At 56.6% G+C, this 25,118-nt stretch carries 19 protein-coding genes; 1 reads left to right on the top strand and 18 read right to left on the bottom strand.

The window, feature by feature from the left end; genetic code table 11:
- Positions 1–21: 21 nt before the first annotated feature.
- From ACUTSC_RS12870 to ACUTSC_RS12805, 14 genes are all read right to left on the bottom strand, one after another.
- Positions 22–381: a hypothetical protein gene (locus tag ACUTSC_RS12870; RefSeq protein WP_060420470.1), complete on the bottom strand. Its 360-nt coding sequence runs from the start codon at positions 379–381 to the stop codon at positions 22–24.
- 136 nt (positions 382–517) lie between these two features.
- Positions 518–1,459 carry a fimbrial protein gene (locus ACUTSC_RS12865; RefSeq protein WP_445653353.1) on the bottom strand — a complete coding sequence of 314 codons (942 nt, stop codon included), beginning with the start codon at positions 1,457–1,459 and terminating at the stop codon, positions 518–520.
- A 43-nt stretch (positions 1,460–1,502) separates the two neighbouring features.
- Positions 1,503–4,085 (bottom strand): fimbria/pilus outer membrane usher protein, encoded by a 2,583-nt coding sequence (locus ACUTSC_RS12860; protein ID WP_197768033.1) that lies wholly within the window; start codon positions 4,083–4,085, stop codon positions 1,503–1,505.
- Between the two features lie 55 nt (positions 4,086–4,140).
- A complete protein-coding gene (locus ACUTSC_RS12855) occupies positions 4,141–4,824 on the bottom strand; it encodes a fimbrial biogenesis chaperone (protein WP_060420464.1) in 684 nt (227 codons plus the stop codon).
- A gap of 56 nt (positions 4,825–4,880) precedes the next feature.
- Positions 4,881–5,420: a fimbrial protein gene (locus ACUTSC_RS12850; RefSeq protein WP_038872246.1), complete on the bottom strand. Its 540-nt coding sequence runs from the start codon at positions 5,418–5,420 to the stop codon at positions 4,881–4,883.
- Positions 5,421–6,065: 645 nt separating this feature from the next.
- Positions 6,066–7,544 carry a PhoPQ-activated protein PqaA family protein gene (locus ACUTSC_RS12845; RefSeq protein ID WP_197772810.1) on the bottom strand — a complete coding sequence of 493 codons (1,479 nt, stop codon included), beginning with the start codon at positions 7,542–7,544 and terminating at the stop codon, positions 6,066–6,068.
- Between the two features lie 71 nt (positions 7,545–7,615).
- Positions 7,616–8,014, bottom strand: a complete 399-nt coding sequence (locus ACUTSC_RS12840; protein ID WP_197772809.1) for a hypothetical protein — start codon at positions 8,012–8,014, stop codon at positions 7,616–7,618.
- A gap of 78 nt (positions 8,015–8,092) precedes the next feature.
- Positions 8,093–8,326 (bottom strand): hypothetical protein, encoded by a 234-nt coding sequence (locus ACUTSC_RS12835; protein WP_038872255.1) that lies wholly within the window; start codon positions 8,324–8,326, stop codon positions 8,093–8,095.
- A 106-nt stretch (positions 8,327–8,432) separates the two neighbouring features.
- A complete protein-coding gene (locus ACUTSC_RS12830) occupies positions 8,433–9,260 on the bottom strand; it encodes a Cof-type HAD-IIB family hydrolase (RefSeq protein ID WP_197772808.1) in 828 nt (275 codons plus the stop codon).
- Position 9,261: 1 nt separating this feature from the next.
- Positions 9,262–13,668 carry an amino acid adenylation domain-containing protein gene (locus ACUTSC_RS12825; RefSeq protein WP_445653404.1) on the bottom strand — a complete coding sequence of 1,469 codons (4,407 nt, stop codon included), beginning with the start codon at positions 13,666–13,668 and terminating at the stop codon, positions 9,262–9,264.
- A complete protein-coding gene (locus ACUTSC_RS12820) occupies positions 13,644–15,047 on the bottom strand; it encodes a condensation domain-containing protein (protein ID WP_445653352.1) in 1,404 nt (467 codons plus the stop codon). The genes ACUTSC_RS12825 and ACUTSC_RS12820 overlap by 25 nt, the downstream gene beginning before the upstream one ends.
- 34 nt (positions 15,048–15,081) lie before the next feature.
- A complete protein-coding gene (locus tag ACUTSC_RS12815) occupies positions 15,082–15,951 on the bottom strand; it encodes a hypothetical protein (RefSeq protein WP_445653351.1) in 870 nt (289 codons plus the stop codon).
- A gap of 106 nt (positions 15,952–16,057) precedes the next feature.
- On the bottom strand, positions 16,058–16,633 hold the full coding sequence (locus tag ACUTSC_RS12810) for a helix-turn-helix transcriptional regulator (RefSeq protein WP_070914592.1): 576 nt from the start codon (positions 16,631–16,633) through the stop codon (positions 16,058–16,060).
- 704 nt (positions 16,634–17,337) lie between these two features.
- Entirely contained in the window at positions 17,338–17,628 is a 291-nt protein-coding gene (locus tag ACUTSC_RS12805) for a hypothetical protein (RefSeq protein WP_038872271.1), read from the bottom strand.
- A gap of 238 nt (positions 17,629–17,866) precedes the next feature.
- Between ACUTSC_RS12805 and ACUTSC_RS12800 the strand changes: the two genes are divergently transcribed.
- On the top strand, positions 17,867–18,094 hold the full coding sequence (locus ACUTSC_RS12800; RefSeq protein WP_019453435.1) for a hypothetical protein: 228 nt from the start codon (positions 17,867–17,869) through the stop codon (positions 18,092–18,094).
- A gap of 262 nt (positions 18,095–18,356) precedes the next feature.
- Here the strand turns inward: ACUTSC_RS12800 and ACUTSC_RS12795 are convergent, their stop codons facing one another.
- From ACUTSC_RS12795 to tssK, 4 genes are read right to left on the bottom strand one after another with little or no spacing between them, the layout of a single operon-like run.
- Positions 18,357–18,710, bottom strand: coding sequence for a DUF6277 family protein (locus ACUTSC_RS12795; protein ID WP_004935323.1), 354 nt, complete (start codon positions 18,708–18,710; stop codon positions 18,357–18,359).
- Positions 18,711–18,735: 25 nt separating this feature from the next.
- Positions 18,736–22,215 (bottom strand): type VI secretion system membrane subunit TssM, encoded by a 3,480-nt coding sequence (tssM, locus tag ACUTSC_RS12790; RefSeq protein WP_060439600.1) that lies wholly within the window; start codon positions 22,213–22,215, stop codon positions 18,736–18,738.
- A gap of 35 nt (positions 22,216–22,250) precedes the next feature.
- Entirely contained in the window at positions 22,251–23,762 is a 1,512-nt protein-coding gene (icmH, locus tag ACUTSC_RS12785; RefSeq protein WP_197772805.1) for a type IVB secretion system protein IcmH/DotU, read from the bottom strand.
- A complete protein-coding gene (tssK, locus tag ACUTSC_RS12780; protein ID WP_445653350.1) occupies positions 23,759–25,117 on the bottom strand; it encodes a type VI secretion system baseplate subunit TssK in 1,359 nt (452 codons plus the stop codon). Before tssK ends, icmH begins: the two co-directional genes overlap by 4 nt.
- Between the last annotated feature and the right edge of the window lies 1 nt (position 25,118).

Below are 25,118 nucleotides of genomic sequence, written 5' to 3'. Positions count from 1 at the left end.
GCCTTGGACAGCAATATTGATTTAGCTGATGGTGCCGTTAATCAGCCCATCGAGGCCTTTTTTGGAGTATTCCAGGGTGGTATCCCAGCCAACAACGGCCGCGGCCACGCCGCTGGCCACGCCACCCAGAATACCTGCAGCGACCATGCCAACGCCCTGGCCAATGGAGCCGACGCCCAGCAGACCACCGCCGTCGCCGCCGTGCTTACCGCCGATGACGGCGCCCGCCATGCTGCCGACCGCGGCGCCCAAAGCAACGGACGAAACGGCTTCCGCGGCATTCGTGACGGCGCTGCCAATCAGGCCGGCCAGCCCATTGCTCATATCCCAGGAATAGGCGCCTGACACTTCATTCATTTCGATAACAGACAGTTCTTTCATTGGTTAATCTCCATATTTAAACGGACAAACACAGCCATACATGCGTGTTGTCATTGCATTGGCATCGGCCTGCAGCGCCGGATGCCACCAATAATGCCGCGGGAAAAGACGGCATTATATTTTTTATACGGCTCCCTTAATTCTGCGTAATGGTGAATGTCATGACGGCATCGGCCTGCCCGGGGCTGATGTCCCCCGTCTGCTTATAACGCGCCATTAAGGGAATTCTGATCTCTTTTTCGGCAGCGGTGTGATAGTTAATCGGCCGGGAAAACGTGAGCGGATTACGGTTCTCGTCCAGGACTTCCACGGCAACGCCCTTTGCCGCATCAGAATCTTCGGCAATAGCGATCATGCCTACGCCCGGCGAATTTCCGGCCGCTTCAAACGTCACCTGTACCGGAATATTGTCTTCCTGGCATTGCAGGACCACGAAGAAGTTACGTTCGGAAGACACCGCGCTGCTGCCGACCCCATTAAATTCGCTGCGTTTTGGGCTGCCTAAGTCCACCGTTTGATTTTTATAATTCAAATCCACCAGGCAGCTTTTCTGAATGACCTTCATGCCGGAAATGCTCAAGTCCAATACCGAGGTCGAGTCCAGATAATATCTGGCGATAATCTTCCCCCCCATATCACCGCCGGTTTTAATCGGGCCGGTTTTGATAAACGTCAGCCTGACATCATTGCGGTTGATCCACGGCGTCAGCAGGTTGGGCGAAATCGCCGTATTGAAAGGCACGTTCTTATTGCTCTGCCACAGGTCCGAAATCGTCACGCCTACGCCGTCGATGCCCGTTTCAAACACGCCGGGCAGCGCACTCGGCGTCAGCGGCGACATGGAGCGATAGGCCACCGAGCCCGAGCAAAGAAAAGAAAACGTCGTGCCGCTGATGCTGTTTTCCGTACGAACAGCCAACTGTTCGCCGATTTCTATACGCGGATCCACGGCCAGCGTCAGCAACCCCATGCGAGCGGTTTTCGCGTTGGTGGTACAGGTGCCGGCATACGCCACCGTCGTTAGCGTCGCCAGCCATAGCAGAGCGCCGTAACCGAATATCCTGATAAAAACGTTCATTTTCACTCTCACTTAACAAGTCATGATGGATACGGAGCGAGATCTATTGGCAAACGCCATTGAAGGTTTGGATCCCTGCAGCGGGTTTCTCCGCCGGCAGTTGATAGCTGATGCGGCACTGATGCTCGGCATTTCGCCCCCACTGCACGATGAGCCGACCTTGTTCCGCCATGCCGGACAGATAAACCAACCCATCCCCGCCAATCAGGAACGGCTGCGCCGAATGATCCGCATCGCGGACGCTGGCCCCCAGAGGGAGAGGCACCCCATGTGGATCCGTGACTCTCATCAGGATCCTTTTGCCGACGTGCGCCTTGAAATTCGCCCGGCTTACCGCGCCGCGGGTAGGCGTGACCGACTGGTTGGTCAGCGCGAGATCGACATCATCCGGCAAACTCTCCACATCAAGACGAATCGAGTTGTTGCGATAAGGGGTGGCGTAAGGAACGATGGCATAGCCGCGCCAGTCGGTTTTCACCCCGACCTGGTTACCGACCGCCACATCGCTGGCGCCGGCCGCCGTCACCAGGGCGGCCGTCTCGCCAAAGGGCTGGCCGAAGGTGACGCCGTCTTCGTGGGCAATCACGCCCCCTTTCACGCCATAGTTGACGCGCTGTTGGCTGCGATCGTAAGCGTATCCCGCGACGAGTTCGCCGTAGGTGGCGCGCCAATCAAGGTTGGCATTGCCGCTGTTGCCCTGGCCCTGGTTGCCATACCCTTCCTGTACGCTCCAGTTGAGGTTGTTACCGGCCAGCGCCGTGCCGTTGAGCCCCGCCGTATGGCTGGTATTGCCTTTTTGGCTGGTATTGAGGCTATAGGTGGCGTAGGTGTTGCTCAGCCATTTCTCCAACGGCACGCTGATATTGAAGGCAAACAGTTGGTCGCGATCGTAAATACGCCGTTGTCCCCGGTCTGAGTCACCGTAAATCGCCTGTGAATTACGGTTGTAGCTGTAGTTAAAACCGTAACTGATGCCATTCCAGCTATTGTTGTAACCCGCGCTCAGCGATTGCATGTTGCGCTCGGAATTCCAGTAATCTTCGCTGACCGCGCTGAGGGAAAGCGACCCCGCCCCCTCCCATAAATTCTGGTTGAGCGTAATCTCGGCGCGGTTTTTACGGCGGTCTGTCAGGGCATAGCGGTTGCCGCTACGGTAGGTGTCCAGCACTTCCTGCAGCCCATAATAGCCGCTGGTCGAATAGCGGTAGCCGGCAATGGCGAAGTTCGTGCCGGTCGCTACGATGTTTTTGCTGTAGCGCACGCGCCACGACTGGCCGTCGCTTTTCGGCTGATGTTCCTGTTTCGCCCAGGCCTGAGTCGCGTCCACCGACAGGGCGCCGAACTCGCCCAGGTTTTTACCCACCCCCAAGGCCAAGGATTGATACGGGCCGGCGAATTGCCCGCCACCATAGAGAGTAAAGCCGGCCGGCAAGCCGTAAATCAGGCTGCCCTGCGAGAAAACCTTTTTCTCCACGCTGTGATCGTAGGTGCGATATTGGCCGGACGTCAGCGCGTATTTCAGGCGTCCTTCGCGTTGCAATACCGGCAAGCTGGCAAAAGGCACGGTCATATGCTGTTCGCTGCCGTCCGCCTCTTTGATGGTCACGTCCAAATCGCCGCTGCCGCCGGTCGGATACATGTCAGAAATCTCGAACGCGCCCGGCGCGACATAACTCTGGTAGATGACATAACCGTTTTGGCGAATGACCACCTGCGCGTTGCTGCGCGCAATGCCGCGCACCACCGGCGCATAGCCGCGCAGGCTTTCCGGCAACATGTCGTCATCGGAGGCCAGCTGCGCGCCGCGAAACGACACGCTGTCAAACACATCGGACGGCGTGCTGCTTTCACCGAGCGTGAGCAAGCTCTTCAGGCTGATGATATTGCGCTGGGCGTAGGTATAGACGGTGTCCCAGCGATCTTCCGACTGCCGCCCGCCCCCGCCGCTGTTGTAGCTCCAGGTGGTGTAATTCCGCACCCGCCAGGCCCCCAGATTGAACCCCGGCCGCAGGTTGAGGTAGTAGCTGCTCGCGCTCTGGGTAAAACGATCGCGCCCCTTGCTGTTGCTGCCGGTGAAACCGTAGTTAAGCAGCATCGCCGGCATCCCTTCGTCCCACAGTTCGGGCGGTACATAGCCACGCACCCGATTTTCCAACGCCGCCTGGGGAATGCTCAGCACCAGCCGCTGGCGGTTAAATTGAAATTGCGCCGAGGCCTGCGGGATGGCGGCCAAATTCGCGCACTCTTCCGCGCGGTTCAATGCGGGAAACCGCTCGATCTTCACGCCGAGCCGTTGTAAATCCTCCCCCGTCAGGCAAGGCTGCAGGCCGGCTTTATCGTCGCCGCCGGGCTTGATGACAAACCGAACATCACGCGTCTCCATCAGCATGTCATTCACCCAAATATCCACCCGATACTTGCCGGGCACCTGGTTGCCGTTTTCAAACACCGACAGGTCAACAGGCTGTTGGCCCGAACGCCCCGTTTCCAGCAACGCCGGATTGAAATAGTCACGGGAAAAGGCGGGGTTGGCCATGTTGCCGCATACCGCCGTGGTTGCCGTGAATAAGACGATGCGCTTCAGCCAAGCATCCCGCTTCGCTGCTCTACGCTGACGAGTTATCATTCATTAGCTCCATTATTGAATTCGTTATTCCCTTCTGCCGCCCATCCCCTGGCGGTTAAATACCTGACTGATGCTCCTTGCCGGTGCCGCCGTAGTCGTTAATTAATTTCCAACTGACCGACGACGCGCCAGAAACCGGCAATGAAAACATTTCACTGCTCATCGGCGCGATATAAGTCACCTCTTTCATTTCGCGCCCGCCGATGCGAACATAATGAAAATTCATATAATACGGCGTGGGATTAGTGAGTTTTAATTCCTTGCCGACGCGCTGCCACGTCAACCGTTGAGTCACATCCTCGGGAACCTGTTTGAGCAACGCCGCAGGGCGATAAATCAGTTTGAGGCGCGTTTTTACCGCGATTTGCAACGTGTTCGACTTACCCGTGTGTTCTGTCGAAGGAATGGACTTTATATTCATCCAATACAAGCTCTCTTTATCCTTCGGCAAGTCATCGCCGACGCGGACGATACGCAGCATATTCTCCTGATGCCCATCCAGACGAAATAAAGGCGGCGTAATGATAAAGGCTATCTTATCCACGCCGCTCTGTTGATTATCCAGCCAGGACTGGATTAAATAAGGTTCGTTGTCCGGGTTGTCGACGCTGATTGAGGCTTCTTTTTTTTCACCGTTAAAAATTACTCGCGTTCCACCGACAACCACACCGGCCTGCGCCGTAGAAAAAAATAATAATAAAATGAATCCCATTAGGGCACTGCAGCGATTAAACCGCATAATATTATCTCCGAGGCAATACGGCCCGCTGGAAACCAGCGGGCAAGAAAATATTATCAGTTGTAATTCAGCGTGAAGGTCGCGACGCTATTGGCTTTACCGGCAGTCACATCAGCAAGCGTGGAAATATAACGCGCGGTAAAATCAAGATTGTTTTTCACGCCGCTGCCGGAAGCCAGCGGATAGGCCGTTGAGGCCGTGTAAAGCGGAAGAACATTATTAGAAATATCAGACAGCTGGATGCCAACGCCCGTGGCGACATCCGTTTCCTGGGTCAGCTGCAATACGTTGTTGTCACCATTATCGGCCGCGCCGTCGAACTTAACGGTGGCGCTTTTTACCGTATCCGGACAATCCGTCACTTCCAGCGTAAATTTAGTCGCCGAGGAAGTGGATCCCTTGCCCCCCGCAAATGCCGTTCGGGCCACATCGCCCAGAACAACATTTAATGGATTACTCAAGTCATTTGTGACCTTGCACGCGGCATCAACAATATTCCCGGTAAAATTAACCTGCCCGTCTGCCGCCAGGGCAGGCAAAGCACTCGAAAAACTCGCCGCAACCAATGCCAACATAATCACTTTTTTTTCCATCATGGGTACTTCTCCTTTTGATTGGACAAACTTGAAAATATCCCTATCACGGCTAATCCGTGATAAGGCGAATAGGAGCTCCGCCCCTTTCACAGTTAATTATGCTTGGCTTTCCCTCTTTAGCAATACATAAAATCAATGTAAAGATGAGAAAAGATAATCACCCCGAATCGAATTGGCATCATTCTTATTTTTATTTTAAAAAAACCAAAAAAACGGCGTTTCTTGATTCATTCCTCTGGCCGAAAAGGAAAGGTTTATCAGCGTACTTCATACACCATCCACAAGATAACCCACTCATTTCCTCTTCAATGAATGTGCGTAAGCATGAGTTGTCACAAAAATGAAAGACGCTGCGCGGGAGCCAATGACTGGAGAGTTTTTTGATTCTTGCTAAGGGGCTGCGGCGCGTCGACGGCGAAACCGGATAGGGCAATAACGATTAAGCGTTCAGAAGAGGTGAAATATGAAGGGAAGTTTTCTCTTAAATAAGAAAACGCCGACAATAAATCAGCGTAATCATGCTGCAGAAAGGGCGCCGCCGATCATCAACGGTTCCCTTCTGACGCAGGTTAATTCAGCGATGTAGCCGCGTTCTCTTGACGTTCAATTCACAGTAAACGCTTTTCCGTCTTATTTTCAGCGGGACTAATCGTCATGGCGATAATCCTCCCCCAGCCCTCGACCCGGTAAGGTTTCACACGCCAGGCCATCGCCCGCCGGTGCGGCGATCGGGTAGCGGTCGTCAGGGGTGATAAAGACCGGCGAGGTCGCGATATACCCGTCGCCAAACTCGGCTTCGATAAAGGTGGCCTCCCAACCCTGTGCAGGGGCGTTCAGCCGAAATTCACCGCGGTTCGCCTCCAGCGGCGCCGAGGTATAACGCACGCCGCACGAGTAGCGAAAATCTCGGGCCGTGCGGTTATGCGCAGTCCAGCGCAACACCCTGATCGGCGGCTCGGAAAAGCGGAGCGTGCGCAGCGCCGTCTCTGAGGCGTTGCTCTGCACCTCGATCGTCGGTAGCGCAATATCACGCTGACGACGGTTGACCAAGGCCAGAACGGCGCGTTCGGAGACCGTGCGCTCGTCGCCGGCGATGGCTCGCATCGAGACCTCCCCCGGCAGCTTATTCAAATAAAACCGCGTGCTGTCGGGCGGATAGCGTTCGTCGCCGCCGGCGACGATGAAATACTTCGGCGCCGGAGGCCGCCCGCGCTCGGCCAGAGGGGGATATTCGATGGGATCTTCAATCTGCATCAGCTTGTCAAACGCCGGGGTCTCTATGCGCCGATCGATGCCCAGTTGGTAATAAGGATGAAACGCCAAAGGCCAACGCCCGCCATACGTGCGATAGGTATGCTTCATCACCTGCCGCGCCGCGATCCCCTCAGGGAAAATGGCGGCCACGGCATCGATGCGCTCATCTGAAAGCGCCGTCAGCAAGGCCGTGGTTCCCCCCTCCGACACGCCCGCGACGATAAATTTGTCTATCCCCCACTGGCGCAATTCGCGCTGCGCCAGCGTCATGGTTTGCGACAGCGCCGCCGTCATCGGGATATGCAGCGGCATCATCAAATATTCATCGGCATCATCCAGGAACAATCGCCATCCTCTCGCCCGGCTTTCCGCCCCTGAACGGCGCCGACCCTCATTTTGGTATTCCAGGTACGGGTAAGGCAGCCGATTGACCACCACCACCACCGTTTTGCTCTGCGCCGCCAACGCCTCGGCGGAAAACGCCGGTTTTTGATTGCCCGACGTTCCCGGGCCGGCGGCGCTGCACGCGCAGTCTTCGCTCATCACCAGCAACGCTTTACCGGTGAATGCCCCGTTGGGAATATAAATGTCCACATCGTGCCACCACTGCGTCGGCCGGATCGCGTCTTGCGGCGACCAGGATTGCGACATCAGCCGATAATGACGAATTTCCGTGTGTTGGCCGCTCTCCACGCTTTTTAATGAAAATGACAGGGGCAGCGTGGCCAGTTGCTGGTTATAGCAAGGGATCACCGTCTGTAATGCTGAGTGCTCATCGGCGAAGCAGGTGTCTTCCTCCTTGGCCGCGGCATACCGGCAGACGGCCAAAGCCAGCCAAATCAAGGTAATATAAGCGGAGATCTTTAACATTTTTCCCCCATGATAGTTGGCGTTGCCCCGCCCTCTCAGGCCGGCGCGGCGGCAAACGGGCATCAACAGCCTCACGAGGCGTGATGAAATAATATCGGGTAGCCGAAGCTGTCTTTTTCGAACATCACATCTTTCTCGTTTTCGCCCACCAGCACGCTATAAATGCGGTTCTCCTGATAACGACTCATGGCAACGTAGAGCACGACCTCGCGATGATCCGTCAGGGTGAACTGCCTGCGCTTGGCATTAATTTCCAACGTAAACGCCACCACGGGATTGTTGTTTAAAAACACCGCGGTCTGTCTCATGGACACGATTCTGGCCTGCGCTTTCTCCGCGACCTGAAAGGGGGTGGCGCCACTGGGGAAGCGGATATCCATCTTCTTTTGGATATAGATGACGTTAAACACCGCCAATGCCACCGCCACAAAAAGATTGATAACCATAATCAGCATGATTTTATTTGCCATTCATCCTCCCGCCCCGTTTCCTGCACCGCGCTCGCGGTTGATTTAAAAGTGCCCTTGCGGGCACTTTTCATTAGAGGCTCAAGAGGATTTGCGGCCAAACAACTGCGAGAACGCGCTAATCCCGGCATCGATGACGGCGCCAATGCCTTCACCGAGTTTTGCGCCGGCGTTTGACGCATCCGCATGGATACCGAAAAGACCGGTGCCGGCATCCACGATGGCGCCAATGCCCGTACCCAGGATTTTGCCGGCATCGGAAGCGATGCCCGCGCCGGATACCGCCATAACTTCTGCTTCAGTCAGTTCTTTCATATTCGCTCCTTTGCATTAATCTAAAGTGTTCCGTTTTGAGAAAATGAAACCCTCACTGTTCGTTCACCTCCTTTTGTCTGCCAATAAACCTCGCCCGGTGAAAACGTCAGAACAGACCGAATTCACGACAGAGATAGTCTGCGACGCCATTGCGGCTATTGGGCAACGCCACCGGATTCAACGGCAGAGCGCGTTTCAGTTCGCTCATGGCATTGCCCATGACCACGCCCGTTCCGGCCCAGCGCAGCATGTCCAGATCGTTCATCGCATCGCCGAAAGAGAGGCAATCGCGCATCGCTATTTGTTTGGAATTCAAATAGTCGGCCACGCTTCTGGCCTTGGAAATATGCTTATCCATGATGTCTATCGTTTCCGTGGAGGACTTACAGATGGACAGCGTTTTGCCGAAGGCCTGGTTGACCTGGCCAAAGAGCGTCTCGATGGGTGCCGCGTCGCCATGCACCAGTACCTTCAATATCCGCTGCCGCTTCATGGCCTCAGGCTGGACATAGCGGCAGGCCACGCCCGACGTTTTGACGTAGTCAGAAAAATGCGGGTTCTCTTCGGCCATCATCCAGCCCTCTCGGGTGAACAGGGTCACGTGGAACGGGCTGGCGAATAAAAAATCGATCAGCCCGGTTTGCAGCTCTGCGGGCAAAAAATAGCTTCTATCCGCCACCGCCTGCCCTTCGATGTTGACCATCGCGCCGTTGCAAGAAACGATCACCGGCGAGAACCCCAGCCCGTCCACGATCCCGCGTGCATCCGCGTCGCAGCGCCCCGTTGCAATGACGATTTCCAACCCCCGACGCTGTAAAATGTTGAGCGTTTCCACCGTCACATCGGATAAATTCCCGGACGGATCGAGCAAGGTGCCGTCAAGATCGCTCACGATCGCCCGGTACTTTATTTTGCCGTCGACTGCCAGCCACATATCATGCCTCCTCAGCCTGGATAATCCCGTCCTCAGCGCAGATGTCGCTGTCGGGCGGGAGATTGGCGATCGCAAGCGCAATAATCAGAAAACGTCGGCCCAATTCGACGATGTTTTCCCGAGCGATCTCGTGGGAATCATAAAACAGTGAAATGGCGAGCCGTTCCGCCTCGGGGAACAGGCACAGCACCGTTTGGTGATTGCTGCCGCTGACGATATCCATCACGCGGCACTGAAACGGCAGCCGCGGATCCATCGCCGGTTTCGGCATGTTTTCGAACACGAACAGGCTGCCGAACGGCGAGGTAGGCACCCAATTCTCGTCGTATCGATTCAGTTCGGAAAAGGCGTATTTCTGCCGGAAGGTTTGTGAACCCGCGATGTCATCCAGCAGCTCATAAAGGGGGCGTCGGCGAATCGCCCGCAGCCGCAGCACCGGGCTTGCGACACACAGGCCAAACAGCGTCTGCACCTGCTCAATGTCGGCCGGACGCTCGCTCATGGTCGTGCCGATGGCGATATCATCGCAAGCCAGCGCCTCGGCCAGCGCCAGCATCCAGGCCAGCTGCGTCAGTTGATTGACCGTGATCCCCTGCCGCCGACAAAACGCGGTGAGGCGCGCCATCTGCGCGCTGGAGAATTCGTCGCCATGCTGACGCATCCGGCGCCCCTGCGGTACGAGCTGCGGTGCGGCAGTCAGCGGCAAGCGTTGATTGACCGGCGCATCTCGCAAATAGTCTGCCCAGAAGGCCCGCGCCTCGGGATCATTGCCGTGCGTGCGCACATGGGCGGCAAAAGGTTCGAATCGGTTAATCTCCAGCGCCGGCACCCTGCCCGCCAACAGGGCGAGGTAATCGTTGAACCACTGGCCGAACAAGACTCCCAGCGACCATCCATCAAACAGAATGTGGTTAAAGGTCTGCACCAGATAGTGCTCGTCCGCATGCAACCTGATGAGGCGCCAGCGAATCAACGGCGGCGCATCCAGCTCAAACGAGGTCTCCCTCTCCCGGGCCAGCAGCGCCTCCATCCGTTCCTCCAGAGAGGCTGGCGCGGCATCCGACCAATCGTCCATCGCGATCGGCGCCTGCAGCGTCTCGCAGATAAAGACGTTGGGCCGGCCGCGGCGGGTTTGATCGTCAAATCCGGCGCGCAGCATTTCAAACCGCTGCAGCGCCAGCGCCCACGCCTGATTCAACACGGCCGGCTGCAACGGTCCCGCGATCTCATAAACCGCCTGGTCGATCTGATACTCGCGGTTGAGTCGGTTGAAATACATCAACTCTCGCTGGGTTACCGTGGCTTCGTAAACGGCGGCGAGGCGATGCTTTTGCTGCCAGCGATCCAATTCGGCGAGGCTGACGTCGGCATGGGGGAAGTCGCCCGGGCTGGCGAGACAAACGCCGTTGCCGGCTTCGTGGCAGCAGTGCTCGACCAGCGCCGACAGGCTGTCGACATAGTGCGACCCGATCCGCGACAGCGTTTCATGCGGCAGCAGACCTGACATGACGATGTTTAGCCGATCGTCGTAAACATAAAGCACCAGATCCAATACGTTGCCGCTGACCGGCATCGCGCCATTTTCCAAATCCGCCGTTTGGTCGATCAAGGCCCATAACGCGTCGTCGGCCTGCTCGTTGAACGCGCCGAGATAATTGAACGAAATGGCCGGCAGGCGGTGGCGCCGCAGGCAAGCCGGCACCTCATCGCCCGGCGCTGAAGCATATTTCAGCGCCGAATAACCGATACCGTGGTCAGGCATCTTTCTCAGCCTGTCCTTGATGGCGCGCAGCGTGGTTTTTTGGCACTCGTGCGCGGTGATGCGCAAGGGCATCAAGGCGGTGAACCAGCCGACGGTGCCCTCAAGCCGGATCTTATCGTCATTAATATCGCGGCCATGGTGTTCCAGCGTGAGGTAACTGTCCGCCCTGCCGTGCCATGCCTGCAGCACCGGCGCCAGGGCCGCTAGCAGCACTTCGCGCACCGAGGTGTTGTAGGCCTGGTGGCAACCGTCCATCAGCAGCGCGGTCAATGCCACATCGCACTCGAAGCGGCAAAATTCAGGGGCCTGCGCCACGCCGCTGAGCGTGGCGTAATCGGGCTGCCCGGCGATCATCGCCAACCAGTAAGCGCATTGGTCTTGCCGGGTTGCCGCGTATTGCCTTAACCGTTCTCCCCATTGGCGGTAGCTGGTGCCTTTTGCCGGCAGCGATTCCCCCTGATGCAACCGCTGCAGGTCGCTGACGATAATGCGCCAGGAAACCACATCGACGATCAGATGATGAAACGCGCAGAACATCAGCGCGTAGCCGGGGGCGCGGCTGTCAAAGATGTAAACGAAGCGGCATATCGGCCCTGCCGCCGGATCAAACCCCGATTGCCATTGGCGCAGCAGCTCGGCGCGGCTTTGGCGACAAAGCGCCAGGTCATAGTAGCCCCATGAAGGGCCGCCGTCGGCCGCTGACAGGTAGCGCTGCGACACGATGACGCCGGCGTCGTCGACGCTAAAACGCGCGCGCAGCATGTCATGCTGATCCGCCAGCGCAGCCACCAGATCGGCGACCTGTTCGGCGGACATCGGCGGTACCCGCACCAAAAAAGTCTGGTTGAAGAAGGCGCTGCAATTCGGCGCCAGCTCACGGTACCAGCGCTGAATCGGCAGCAGCTCGAATTCGCCCTGTAGTTCGCCCTGTTCGTTGAGCGCGGTAACCGCGTATTGCTGCCGCAGAATCCGCTGGGCCAGAGCCCGCGCATTTCTGGTTTCGAACACCGCACGCGAGTTGCTGTGGTAACCCGACTTGCTCAATTCACTGGTAAACACAATGCTTTGGATCGAATCGCCGCCCAATCGGAAAAAGTCGTCGTCGATGCCCACGGTCTCCACGCCAAGAATGTTCGACCACAGGGAACAAATCAGCGCCTCCAGCGGGTTCTCCGGCGCGGCATAACGCCCGCTTTGCGCGAATTGCGGCGCGGGCAAGGCCGAGCGATCCAACTTGCCGTTAACCGTCAGCGGTATCTCGTCAATCTCGACATAGCTGGACGGCACCATATAATCCGGCAAACTGCGCTCAAGCCGGGAGCGCAACTCGGCAGGATCCCAGGCCACGCCCCGCGCCATCAGCAAATAGGCGGCAAGGCGCTTGCTCTCCCGATGGACGACATCCACCACTACGCCTTTCTCGACGCCCTCCAGGGCATTGATCGCATTTTCTATTTCGCTGAGTTCAATCCTGAATCCGCGAATTTTCACCTGGCAATCATTTCTGCCGAGATATTCCAGATTGCCGTCGCGCAGCCAACGCACCCGATCGCCGGTTTTGTATAAGCGCCGGCCGTGCAACTCGATGAAACTCGCCTGGGTTTGCTGCGGCTGGTTGAGATAACCGCGCGCCAGCGCCGAACCGCCGATATACAACTCGCCGGCCAAGCCCGGCGGCAGCGGTTGCCGCCAGCGATCCAGCACGTAGAGCTCACGCCCCGGTATCGCCCTGCCGATGGGAATGCTGCTGCGCGCTTCGTCCTGAGCGATAGCGTACATCGTGGTAAACGTGGTGCATTCGGTGGGGCCATAGCCATTGATGACCCACTGCGGACGGTGGGGTTGCCGCACCAGGCGCTGCATCAGCGTGGCGGTCAGCGCCTCCCCGCCCACCAGCAGATAGCGCAGCCCGGCAAACAGATCGGGGTTGCTGAGGTAGAGATGATCGAACAAGCTGCGCGTGGCCCAAAGAATCGACACCTGCTGCCGACGCAGCAGCGCTTCCAACTGCGGCACATCGCCGGCGATATCTTCCGTGTCGCGGATGACCACCAGTTTGGCGCCGTTGAGCAAGGCGCCCCACACTTCGAACGTCGCCGCGTCGAACGCCGGGCTGGACAGGAACAACAAGACATCTTCGGGCGTAATCGCGATGCCGGACGCGGTCGCCAACCCGCACATCGCCTGTTGCTCGAGCATCACGCCTTTCGGCACTCCCGTCGACCCCGAGGTATAAATGATCGCGCCAAGCCGTTCGGCGGCGGTGACCACCGGCAGATTATGCCGTTCATGCGGCAGGCGGCTCAGATCGCCCAGTGTCAGCACGGCCTGGGGATGCGGCATCATCGCCGCCAACGCTTCCGCCGCCGTCTGCATAGAGGGCCCGGCAATCACCAAGGCAGCCCGCGTTTCCGCAAGAATATGTTGAATACGCGCCTGGGGATAATGGCAGGAGATCGGCACATAGGCCGCGCCGGTTTTCAGCACCGCCAGCAGTGCCACGACCATTTCCAGGCTTTTTTCGCTGTACAGCGCGATCGGCGTGTCGGCCTGAGGCTCGCCCCCGGTCAGCGACGCATAGCGAAGCACGATCTCGCGCGCCAGGCTGTTCGCCATGCCGTTCAACTCACGGTAGCTGACGCGCAGCCCCTCATACTCCAGCGCGATGTTTTCCGGATAGCGTTGCGCGGTCGCTTCAAAACGGGCGCTGAGGGTCTCCCTGGCAGCGGGAGACTTTCATTATCCGGCGGCGACCTGTCGGCGGCGGGATAGAAGGCCATGTGGCTTAACGGGGCGTCAGGCGCGCTCATCGCCTGTTGCATCAGGCGAGTAAAATGCGCCGCGCAGTCGCGCATGTCTTCCTCGTCAAACATGCCCTGGCGAAAGCGCAACCGGAACTGCAACGCATCAATATCGGCCCGGTCTTCGTATTCCAGCGAGAGCGCCGCGCTGGCCATATCGTGATTGGCTTCGAATAGCGGCCAGGTGGCGCAATCGGCCAGCGGCAATGCCGCATCGCGCAAGTTGGTTTGGGCAAAGGAGATCGGCAACGCGCGGATCCCCAACGCCCGCACCACCTCTTGCGTGGGCAGTTGGTTAAAACGTTGGCGCGACTGCGGCGGCGCGGCGGTAATAAATGCCAGCGCCCGTCGATAAACGTCGGAAAAACTCGCGCCGTCACGCAAAGAGAGGGGCAACACGCTGGTGTTCACATGGCCGCCGAGCGCAAATTTTTGCCCCTTCTTTATCGACACCGGATAGCTGATGTAGACCGTTTCCTGATTGCCACTGCGCGCCATCAAGATGCCCCACAGCACCAGCAACGCCAGGAAATCATTCACTCGCCGAATCCCCGAGGCCTGTTTCAGCGCTTTCCATTGCGCTTTGGGAAAGTGGAAGCGCAGCTCACCCGCTTCGTCTTCACGGCCGGCGCCGCTTCGCTCAAACGGCACCTCGAGCGCGCCCAAACTTTCCGCTTCGGCGCGCCAATGCGCCAGCGCCCCCTCGGCGGCCAGTTGTTTCACCTCCTGCTGCAGTTGCCGGTTAACGGCGGCGATCTCGGCGGCCTCGACGCGCGTCGCCAGCCGCTGTTGGCGATAGTACTGGCTCACCAGGGAGAAAAACTCGTCGGAAGAGGCGCCGTCAATCACCAGATGGTGGCCGACTAACGCCAAGGTATAGCGCCGCTCTCCCTCGGCGAATAGCGCCCAGCGATAAAGCGGCCCGCGGTAAATATCGAAGGGCCGGCGAATCACTTGCGTCAGCAGCGTGCGGTCCGTGTAATGCTGCAACGGATGGATTGCGTCATTGCGGCGCCAATACAGCTCGCCATCCTGTTCATGAATATGGCTGTTCAGCAGAACATGATCTTGCACCAGCGCATTCAGCGCGGCTTGCAACCGGATGGGATCCAGCGCGCCCTCAATTTGCTGCAGCACCAATACGTTGTAATTGCAGCCTTCAGGATGGCGATCATATTCATCGATAAAAACTTTTGAGTAGGGTGATACAGGAATTTCTTCCATGACAAACACTCCATTTAGAATACACAAGCCCTGCTTAACGGCGATCCATGCGGCATACCCAAACCTCTTTCGGCATCAGATCGCTTATCTTTTGTGAGTAATAGCCGATAAGCATGTTGATGCGTTTTTCTGAAATGACCTCCGCCGCCTGAGCGCAAACCGACTTATAAAAAGCGAGGGGGATCATCACCTTGCAACGGCTATGCAGATGCCGACACACGCCGATGACCCAGGAAAAACACTCCCTGGAAGGGTTGGAAATATCCAAGAGTTCGGCACATTCATGGGAACAGCCAATCACGGCGTAGTGGCTGCCTTTGTTGATATAATGAATTTTATGGTACAGGGGGTGTTTTTCAATATACTCAAAGGCGCGGCGATCTTTTTCCCGCCCTAAATTATTGATGAAGCTTGCCTGCTGTGCGAGCCCACTTTCAGCAAAACGAAATGCCATAAACTTGTCAGGCTTTAAGGTTAATTCGACATAAGGATAGATTTGCGTATTGGTTGTTAAATACTTTCTAAATATTTTTTCGTAGACCCGGATCTTCCTGTCATCGGAAAAGCAAATATCCGCCGCCACATCCGAACGTCTGGCCTGCAGGAAAAAGTCTTTCAATACGGTGGCGGACTTTACCTGACGATGGATACCAAGATCGCCAAGCATATTGACATTGACATTAACCCCGTTGATCTTAAAGGGATAAAAGCTGGAAACGAACATCCCGAGATAACGCTCGCGATCCTTGTAGAATATGCCCGTCTTCTCCCTTGGCGCACCACAATGCGGATCGAGCAGATGCTTCCAGTGCAGGAAACGCTCCCCGCCCAGATCTCTGCCATAAAGGTCCTGCAATAATTTGAAATGATTTTTGGAAACCGTTTCCCTTACAAAATCAGCCATGTTTTATCTCCCTATAAAACCTATTCCATGCCAGGCGGCAACCATGAACGATCGCCGCCTGCGCCGGTAAAAATACCGCATCAGATCGTCACTTTCCCCCTCTCCATTAACAAGAGTCGCTGTGCATTTTTAACCAGCGCAAGAATTCAATATTGTTATCGATATTCAGTTTTCTCATCGCAGAGCGTTTATGAATGCTGACCGTTTTCGGGCTGATGCCGAGCAACATCGCAGTTTGATTTTGCGAGTATCCCAGATGAATCAGACGGCACACCTTCCCTTCGCTAAAGGTCAACTGGGTGCGGCAACGCGGGCAATAGCTTGAAACCAAACTGTTTTTCTTGCGATAGCAAAACATGACCTTATCCACGATCGCCGCCACGCCGTCTTTGCGCGTAATGCTTCCGGCCTCTAGATTGCAATGGATTTTTGGAAAAATCGTTTTATGCTCCAGTATTGAAAAATAGAGCGGAATAGAAGAAAAATTGCCCTGCAAAAGCTGGGTATGGCAAAAATTGATGGACACCCGCTTATCCGGCGCCCGGAATATAATGTTGGCCCGTTCCTCTCCCGTGATCTTGGCCTTGACACCATTCTGGAGAAAACCCTCTTGCAAGGCGAGCCCCAACCCAAGCTTGAAAAATTGATTTTGATCGACGATAGCAATATTGACGCGCTCCATTAACAAACCTCCCTTTTGACTACGCTTGCCCACTCTCCTTACTGCAATATGATTGCTGTGATTATTTTTTAGTTTTGAGATGCTTTTTAATAAAAAAGCGTTATATGCGATACGGAAACGTCTTCGCCTCGCAAAAAGTGTATTTTATATATAATGATATAAACTCATCAGCCCTGGAGAGCGCACAAAAGCAAGACGCGGGGAAGTACCGCGTTTTACAAGGTAATGGGTTACCTTAAGTTATATTTATAGTGCATCATTGCCATCCGTGATACGGTGCCAAGAATTTTCTCTGATAAGTTAATTTTACTCCAAGAGCGCAATATATCCAGATAAATATCGAAAAAAAACATAATATAGAACATAACACGGCTCTGTATTGATTATTAAGAGCATCCGATTATGTATTAGGACTTTACTTAGAAGAAAGGCGGGATAATGCTTTATCTCGAGATATGCCGTCATCCCGGCAGGCCATATTAAAAAACCGTCTATAACCATATTAATCCTATTGTAAAAAAAATGCATAAAAAAAAGCTACACTTTATGACGATAAGTGATTCCAAAAAAATGCGTTGATGGATTGAAAAAAGGCGAACGCATCGCCCGCGGATATAAGAGAATCCAGGCAGGAACAGAGGTTATTAAAGGGTGTGACGAAAAACAAAAAGAACTCAATCGACGTTGCCGATGCGGATCATGGTTTATATCTTTTTTAACCTCACCAGTTTTTTAGCCTCCAGACAGGCGATCAGCCCGAGGTGATCTTTTTTTAACTGCTTATGACTTCCGATGGGGAGAATCAGTTTCACCGTTTGCAACTTACCGTGATTATTATAGATATCAAAGACAATCACCGGCGGGCCATACCCCTGGATCAGGCAGTCTAAAAACCGCAGAGCGGCGCAACCCAAGCGGCTTCTGGCCTCGGTGACAATTTTTTCCGCCAGATCTTCATAGCGGAAAGGCCTTTCCGGTGTCGTCAAAACCTTCATAAATTCCCCTTCGGATATAGGTCATTCAGATTGAAAATAAAAACCGGCATCCCTCATTCAGCACGAACGGGGAAGACGAAAATCAGGCTTCGGCAATATATACTCTAACGATACGAAATTAAAATAACAAACAACAGAATAGTATAAAAAACAGTAATACTTCTGTTGAAAAAAAGACCTGATTTGCAATAATGAAATTGCCTGAAGTAAAGGGCTAACTGAAAAAGGAGTTTCAATCATGAAAGAACTATCCGCAATTGAAATTGAACAAGTGAACGGTGCTGGTTTTTTTGGTGACGTAGGGACACTGATTGGCAGTGCAGTGGGAACCGGTATTGATACCATTTCCGCGATTGCCGGTGTTAACCCGGATGCCAAAACCGTTGTCGGCACCATCGGTAAAGGTATTGGTCTGGCCGTCGATGCGCTGATCTCCAGCGGATTGCAGATCATTTCAAAACTGTAATAACGCATTTTCATCCCTTCCTATTTTTTAATTCGTTTCACTTTAAGCACCTTAGCGGGTGCTTTTTTTTACCTCAAAGAATCAAAAAATATAAAAGGTCAGAAAAACCATCATCCAAAAAAACAGGCTGGGGATCACCACAATAAAAAAGCCCATGCGTTTATTGGCATTTTTTAACATCCATTCGTTGATCATCTCACCTCTCCTTGTGAATACCAGGGGGCATTTCGGCCCCCAGGTAAATTACCCACCGAGTCGCTGATTACAGTTTCGGCACTTTGGAAAAGAAGTCCGCCATTTCGTGCGGGAACCCTTTCGCAATCGCCGGGCGAAGATCGTCCATAGAAACATTAAAATCTTTAGGCTGTTCGCCCGTTTGCATTTTTTGGTGTGCGTTCACATTCGACTGCAGCCCATTAAAAATGCCCTTCATATTGCCGAACATATCATCGCAAGATTTTGTCACGTTACTCATGACCGACTTGGCCGCATCCGGCCCCGACATTTGAATATTGCTGACGCCTTGCATAAACGGCTGGCTCAGCGACGATTGGGAGTTGGTGCCCAAATTGCCGCCGGCCTTCATGGTTTCTAAAATTTTGGCTGGATCTAACATGTTTATCACCTCTTTATGGTTGTGTTTACATCGCTTTCGGGCACGAGAATCCTCGCAACGCCCGTGACCAAAGTGGGAAATCTTTCATCGTCGAGCGCAGCTCCAGTTTGAGCACGCCCACCACCGAAGACATTGACATCGTCAGCTCTCGCCTGTCGCTGGAAAGCGGCACGGGATTGCTGGCGTCGAACATCCGGAATAAGGCCCAGGGCCCGTCGAAACTGGCGACCTGGATCTGACCGGTGCCGGTGCGGAAGGTCAGCCGAACATAGCTGCCGCCTTTCGGGCCGGGCCAGTCGATACGCGTGGGTTGGCTAAAACCATGGCTGTAGTTAATCACCTGCCCATCGATGTCCAGGGTCGCTTCCGTGATGGTCGGCGTCAGGGACAGCGGCCTGATGAACATGGAAAACGAAAGTTTGTCGCCGGCGGTGAAGAAGGTGTCGCGAATCAAACGGGCATTTTCAAATGCGCCGAGCGTGCTCGCATTGACGATCCCCTCAGACCCCGGTTTGGCATTCCATTTCTGCGCGTTGACATCCACGTAAGCGGCCAGGTTTTCATCGAAGAACTGCTGCATGGCGCCGTTCTGCCCAAACATGCGCGAGAAGTCCTCGATGCCGACCTCCGCTCTGGCGTTGCGCGAGAACGGATAGCGCCCGCTGATGCTGCCCTTGCACAGCCCGGAAGCCAGCGATGAAGCGCCTTTGCTCAGGTTCTTCTGGCTCTGCTGGATCGTTTGGCTGTCTCCAACCTGCAACAGATCCATCATGACGCTGCGCACCGGTTCCGGCTGACGCGCCGCATCCAGCTGCAGCCGCTTCAGCGTGCCGCCGGCGGGCACCACCTGGCCACCGCGCAATGAGGTGGACAGCGTGGTCAGCTGGCTATACAGCGCTTCGAAACTGCGGCTAAGCGGATCATTGCTGGCGTTGGTGGTCTGCAACAGCTGATACCCCAGGCGGCGAAGCAGCTCAAAACGGTCTTCCACCGCGCGTTCCGGCGTGAGACGAAAACGCGCGCGCTCACCGGAAATCTCGCCGAGGATGTCACGCCGTTGCTGTTCAATACGATTGCGCTGGCGATCGAACCAGCTTGCCGCATCGCCCTGGTTGGTGCCGGTCATGCTGGTTTCACGCGCGGCGAAACGCACCAGGTTGGCCAACGGGGATGAAGGATCGGACAGCTGGCGCGCCAATATCGCCGCATCCTCCAGCCCGTTGACCGGCCGGGCGCGCACGTCGCGCATGAAAGCATCCCATTTATCGGCATACTCGATGAGGTAAAGCTTCCTCGCCTCGTCGGCCAGCTTCTGCGCCGAGGCCAGCGAGTTCACCGCGTTTTTCCCTTCAGCGCTGTCGCGCAGCACCCAGGACTCTTCTTCGATCATGTCTTTGGCGGCGTCATCGAGCTGTGCCAGGAAGACATCACGGTAGCTGGCGCGGGTATAGAACCCCGGCACGGCGGTATCGGTGACCGTCGCCTGGCTCTTGCGGCGCAGCATCAATGACACGTTCGGCCCCGCGGCGTCGGCCAATGAAATGTCATTGATCGCCGCCGGTAGCGGTTTCTCTTCGATACGGCGCACCACCCTGACCTGCATCGGAATATTCATCGCTTTCACCCGCGCCAGGCGCAGCAGGTCACCGTTCATTTTCATGACCGGCGCATTCGGCAAAGAGAACATTTCCCGCAGGTGGTAAGCGAAAATGCCTTTGTTCATGTCGGTGTAGCCCTGCGGCATGAAGCTATCCCAACGCGTCATGAACCAATCGACCAGCGCCTCGGCGGAACGGTGCGAGGGTTCGCCCATCATCAGATACACTTTCAGCGTGCCGTAGACGTCCTTATTGGACGCCGAAACGTCATTCTTGAGTTCGTCCGCGATATAGTTTTCCACCGCCGGCCAGAAGATCTGCAGCAAATGACGTTGATAGGTCTTTTGCGCCGCGCTGTTGATCAGCTTGTGCTCGAAATAGGGATTCGGCACCGGCGAAACCTCGCCGCCCAGCTGCGCGTTCATGTATCCCAGCTGTTCGTACGCGGAAATGACGTCGTCGCTGACGCGGTTCGTGACCGGTATTTCGCGCACGATGCGCTTCGTTTCGTCAAAGCGCGCCGCAATGTAAGAAATGTAATCGCTCTCCCACAGGTAACGCATTGCCAGCAGGTTAAAAGAGACCGCCAGCAGCACCAGCACCAGCACATAGCGGCCCAGGGAACTCATGCGGCTGCCGAGCGGCCTGGCGTGAGAGGACTGCTGCAGCACCCCGCGCTCCTGCCTGGCGTAATTCAGCTCTGGGTGGTAAATGCGCCCGGTGGGACGGGCTTCATAGATATCCGCCGCTTCGGCGTTATAAATCGCGCCCTGCGGGGGCAAGGCGATGGTGCTGCCCAGCCATACCTGTTGCAAATGGCAGGCGTAGCCCACCGGCGTTTGCGGGAAAATTTGCTCCAGCAGCGAATACAGCGGGTTGCCCAGCGATCCCAACGACTCGGTGAAGAAGAGCAGCTGTTGGCGGTTCTGGCCGTCCGGCGCATCGTGCAGCAGTTCGAGCACGTGATGGCTGACGCGCGCCACCATCTCCCGATAGAGATCTTCATACTGCTCGAACGGGGTTTCGCCCTGTTCGGCCCGGTTCAGGCTGAACCCCATCCCTTTTTGCAACAGATCGTCGCCCAGCATCGACAGGAAGGTCTCGCCGCCGACCAGTTGATCGAGGTGGCTGATGGTAAGATAGACCGGCAGCTCGCAGCGGAACCATGAGGCCATTTCCAGCAGGCGCACGCGCAGCGCATCGGCGACGGATTTTCTTTCCGTCAGCGAGGCATGCAGCAGCCAGCGTGCATCCAGGCACAGCATGATGCCGTCGATGCCCGGATGGCGGCGGTGGCGCCGGATCAGTTTGAACAGGGTATCGCGCGCCCTGGCGCCGTCTTCGCCAAGGCCGTTCAGCTGCAGCCATTCACCGGAGGTGTCCACATACACCGAGTTCTCCGCCAGCCACCAGTTGCAATCCTGGGTCGGCCCGACGTCCACGGTCTGCTGCAGGCCATAGTGTTCAGCCAGCAAGAAACGTTCGCCGCTTTCGCCGATCAGCGAGGTTTTGCCGCTGCCCGGCGGCCCAATGACGAGGAACCAGGGCTTTTCGCTGATATAACGGCGCGTCAGGCGGTATTTGAAACGCTGCCAGGGGGTACGCTGCTTCGACGTGCCGACGTATTGCAAGGTGCGCAAGGCGTCGTAAAAACGCGAGGTCACGCGATCTCGCTGCGCGGTTTTTCTTTTAGCCGGGGCCGGCGCCCGCGCGTGGCGGAACACCCAGGATAAAAACGTCGCCACGAACGGCCACAGCGCCCAGCACAGGATCAGGGCGATGATGATGCCTCTGACCCAGACCGACAGCAGCGGCCGGTAGGTGCCGATGGCGATCAGCGGCCCAATCCACCACACCACCGCACACAGCAGCAAGGCAATCACCAATATGAATGATCTACGTATCATATAATTTCCTTATTATCTCTACGCCGACGGATGTCTTAGTTATCCTCGGGGACCTCGGCGGCTACCCCTGCCTGATTCAACGTGGCAGACGGTGAAGCCATCTCCCTCTCGCCGATTTTCCAAAGGATGTCCACCCGGCGGTTGCGGCGGCGCCCTTCTTCCGTCGCGTTGTCGTCCAGCGGCTCCTGATCGCCCTTGCCGACCGACGTCACGGTGCGGTTGTATTTACTGTTGGCCAATGATTCCCGCAGCTTGTCGGCCACCGTCTGCGCGCGGGCTTCCGACAGTTTCAGGTTGGAGTTGTTGGAGGTGTTGCGATACGGTTTGTTGTCGGTATGCCCGATCACCTCCAGATCGCCTGGCCACGGCGCCAGCGCTTCCCCCAGACGCTCAATGTTGCGTTTCTTTTTAAACTCTTCCGACAGCTTCGACTGCCCGGTGGCAAAGGCGCCGTCGGAGGTGAAGATCAACAGCCAGCCGCGCGGATCGGCGCGCACCTCCAGCCACCCTTCGCTGAGGATTTGCGGCAGCGGCTGCGGCAGCGTCTCCATAATGTTGATTTTGCGCGGCTGCGGCGGCGTCCAGGCCAGAATGGCGTTGCGCAGCGCGCGGGACTGGTCATGCAGATACCAGGCGGCCGAGGCATACGCCAGCAGCGCTATCGCCAGGCCGTAGCACAGCAGTTTGAGCGGCGTGATACGGGTGGCCTTGCGCACCACTTTGCTCGGCTCGGCATCGGCCAGCGTCTGCGTCGGATTCTGGCTGTACAGATAACCGTCAAGGCGATTGCGCACGTCGGCCAACAGCACCGCGCCACGCTCCATCACGTGGAACTGCCCCTCAAACCCCAGCGACAGGATCAGATCGTAAAACGCCAGGATCTCCTTGTTGCGCGGCGAGGCGGCCAGATACTCTTGCAGGTGCTCGAAGCATTTTTCCCCACCCCAGGCATCGCGATAAAACTCCACCAGCAGGCTGAGGTTCAGTTCCCCGGACTCCAGCGTGCTCATGCAGCACTCGTCCACGTAGGAACACAGCAGATAGGCCAGCTTGTCCACATCGCCCGGCGCAACGTGATCCGCCAGCAACGTCTGCTGGAATTGTTGGATCTCCCGCACGATCTGCGCACGCACCGCCGCCGGGTTCAGCTGCTTCTGATCGCGCACCCGCTCCACCTGCAGCAATACCGGAATGGCAGCGGCGATCAGCGGGTTGTCCCAGTGGCCCATCATCACCCCGGGCTTGCTCAGCGCGGCGCGGCCAAACAGCCCGCTCGAGGTCGGCGCCGCATCGGCCTGGCGATCGCCAGGCGCGGGTTCGACGCGTTCCGGGACGGCGGTTTCCGCTTCATAAGGTTTGGGTTCGGGGGGCGCCGCCACGCCGGCGCTTCCCGGCCGCAGCTTGGCCGCCAGCGCCCGCGCGCCGAAGGACAGCGCGGCGATTTCCGCCGTGGTTTTGCCCACCGAGCCGGACGTGGGGAGACGCGGGTTCGCGTTGTTGCGCGTTACCGCCATCGCCTCGCGGATTTTTCTCTCGAATTCGTTCATCCCACCCTCCCTTGCCTTAATCCCCAGACGTCAAAACGCAGGTCCGGGAAATCACCCACGATGCTGAGCGCCATCGCCGAGCCGCCCATCATTTCCTTGTAAATCGGGTCGGCATGATCCACCTCGAAGTAGATGCTGTTCGGGTAATACGGTATGTGCCGCGGCGGCGAAGCCATCGGCAACAAGCGAGCGCCCGGTAATTGGAGATCGATCAGCTGAATGATTTTCTCGACCGGCCCCAGTTTGACCTGCGCGGGGAAGTACGAACGCAGATGCTCGATGGACAAACCGCAGCTGACGGCAAACACCAGTTTTTCCAGCCGCAGCTGCGAGTCGTTCGGGCACAGGTAGATGCTGTCGCCGCGATCGATAAACGGCAGCGCCACCGCCGGCGCTTCGATCACCAGCGACAGCGCGCGGCGAATCGAGGCGAACAGCTGGAAATAGCAGTTGTGCGGTTCATCGTGCAGATACACCAAATCGGCCCGATCCCAGAGCCGCTCGCCGCCGGGAATGATGCTGAGCCGCCCCAGCAGGCTCAACAACGTGTCGAACAGGGTTTCTGGATGCACCTGCGGGCTGGCCAACAGTTGGCTGATGCGCAAATTGAACTCGCTCAGGGTTTGCAGCAGCAGCAATTCCAGCAGCTCGGACAGCCCGCCGATCGTCATATGCACATCCGGACGGAACACCGACTCCAGACGCTGGCTGATCAGCCCAAGCAATTCGGTGGTGAACGCGGGCAGCCAGCCGATGGCGCGGAAATCCAGCATCGGCGGCAGTGCGCGCTCATCCAGCAGCACCCGACGATCGCTGGTGAGCTCGCGCACGAAACCGACCGGCAGCACGCTTTCCGCGCTGCTGACCGCATCCTCCAGGCTTAGCCGCGTCACCAGACTCCCCAGCTGCATCGTGCACACGCGCGGTGTTCCCTCCAGGCTGACGCCGTGGTTGCGATCCGGCACGTCCGCATCCATGGTGCGAAAACGGCTGCTTTTCCGCTCATCCTGGATAAGATCGATCTGGGCATTGCCGGCAATGTCCATCAGCACGGACAGGCACACCACTTTCCCCTGGCAGCCCTCTCCCAGCACCAGCGGCGGCGGCAGCGGAATATCCTCAGGCATACTGAACGCCGTGCCGTCGGGGAAAACGCCCTTGGCTTTCTTCAGCGCAAACTTGCCCTGCTCCAATAGCCCGTTGTCGATTTCCAGCGTCAGGAACCCCCAGGTAAAGGTTTCGACGCTGCACAAGCGCGCTTCAATCAAGTGCTCGAAAAAACGTTCCTGCTGCTGGAAATGCTGCGGTTCCATCAACATGCCTTCTACCCAGGCGACGCGTTGTTTAGGTAACATG

It is taken from the genome of Serratia sp. TSA_105.2 (genome assembly GCF_052692115.1).
Note: the sequence above shows the minus strand (reverse complement) of the source record. Positions and strands in the feature narration are given on the sequence as shown.

Excerpts from the sequence above, each read along its gene's own strand:
- ACUTSC_RS12870 (WP_060420470.1), bottom strand. The coding sequence starts at position 381 with ATGAAAGAACTGTCTGTTATCGAAATGAATGAAGTGTCAGGCGCCTAT.
- ACUTSC_RS12865 (WP_445653353.1), bottom strand. The coding sequence starts at position 1,459 with ATGAACGTTTTTATCAGGATATTCGGTTACGGCGCTCTGCTATGGCTG.
- ACUTSC_RS12860 (WP_197768033.1), bottom strand. The coding sequence starts at position 4,085 with ATGATAACTCGTCAGCGTAGAGCAGCGAAGCGGGATGCTTGGCTGAAG.
- ACUTSC_RS12855 (WP_060420464.1), bottom strand. The coding sequence starts at position 4,824 with ATGCGGTTTAATCGCTGCAGTGCCCTAATGGGATTCATTTTATTATTA.
- ACUTSC_RS12850 (WP_038872246.1), bottom strand. The coding sequence starts at position 5,420 with ATGATGGAAAAAAAAGTGATTATGTTGGCATTGGTTGCGGCGAGTTTT.
- ACUTSC_RS12845 (WP_197772810.1), bottom strand. The coding sequence starts at position 7,544 with ATGTTAAAGATCTCCGCTTATATTACCTTGATTTGGCTGGCTTTGGCC.
- ACUTSC_RS12840 (WP_197772809.1), bottom strand. The coding sequence starts at position 8,014 with ATGGCAAATAAAATCATGCTGATTATGGTTATCAATCTTTTTGTGGCG.
- ACUTSC_RS12835 (WP_038872255.1), bottom strand. The coding sequence starts at position 8,326 with ATGAAAGAACTGACTGAAGCAGAAGTTATGGCGGTATCCGGCGCGGGC.
- ACUTSC_RS12830 (WP_197772808.1), bottom strand. The coding sequence starts at position 9,260 with ATGTGGCTGGCAGTCGACGGCAAAATAAAGTACCGGGCGATCGTGAGC.
- ACUTSC_RS12820 (WP_445653352.1), bottom strand. The coding sequence starts at position 15,047 with ATGGAAGAAATTCCTGTATCACCCTACTCAAAAGTTTTTATCGATGAA.
- ACUTSC_RS12815 (WP_445653351.1), bottom strand. The coding sequence starts at position 15,951 with ATGGCTGATTTTGTAAGGGAAACGGTTTCCAAAAATCATTTCAAATTA.
- ACUTSC_RS12810 (WP_070914592.1), bottom strand. The coding sequence starts at position 16,633 with ATGGAGCGCGTCAATATTGCTATCGTCGATCAAAATCAATTTTTCAAG.
- ACUTSC_RS12805 (WP_038872271.1), bottom strand. The coding sequence starts at position 17,628 with ATGAAGGTTTTGACGACACCGGAAAGGCCTTTCCGCTATGAAGATCTG.
- ACUTSC_RS12800 (WP_019453435.1), top strand. The coding sequence starts at position 17,867 with ATGAAAGAACTATCCGCAATTGAAATTGAACAAGTGAACGGTGCTGGT.
- ACUTSC_RS12795 (WP_004935323.1), bottom strand. The coding sequence starts at position 18,710 with ATGTTAGATCCAGCCAAAATTTTAGAAACCATGAAGGCCGGCGGCAAT.
- tssM (WP_060439600.1), bottom strand. The coding sequence starts at position 22,215 with ATGATACGTAGATCATTCATATTGGTGATTGCCTTGCTGCTGTGTGCG.
- icmH (WP_197772805.1), bottom strand. The coding sequence starts at position 23,762 with ATGAACGAATTCGAGAGAAAAATCCGCGAGGCGATGGCGGTAACGCGC.
- tssK (WP_445653350.1), bottom strand. The coding sequence starts at position 25,117 with ATGTTACCTAAACAACGCGTCGCCTGGGTAGAAGGCATGTTGATGGAA.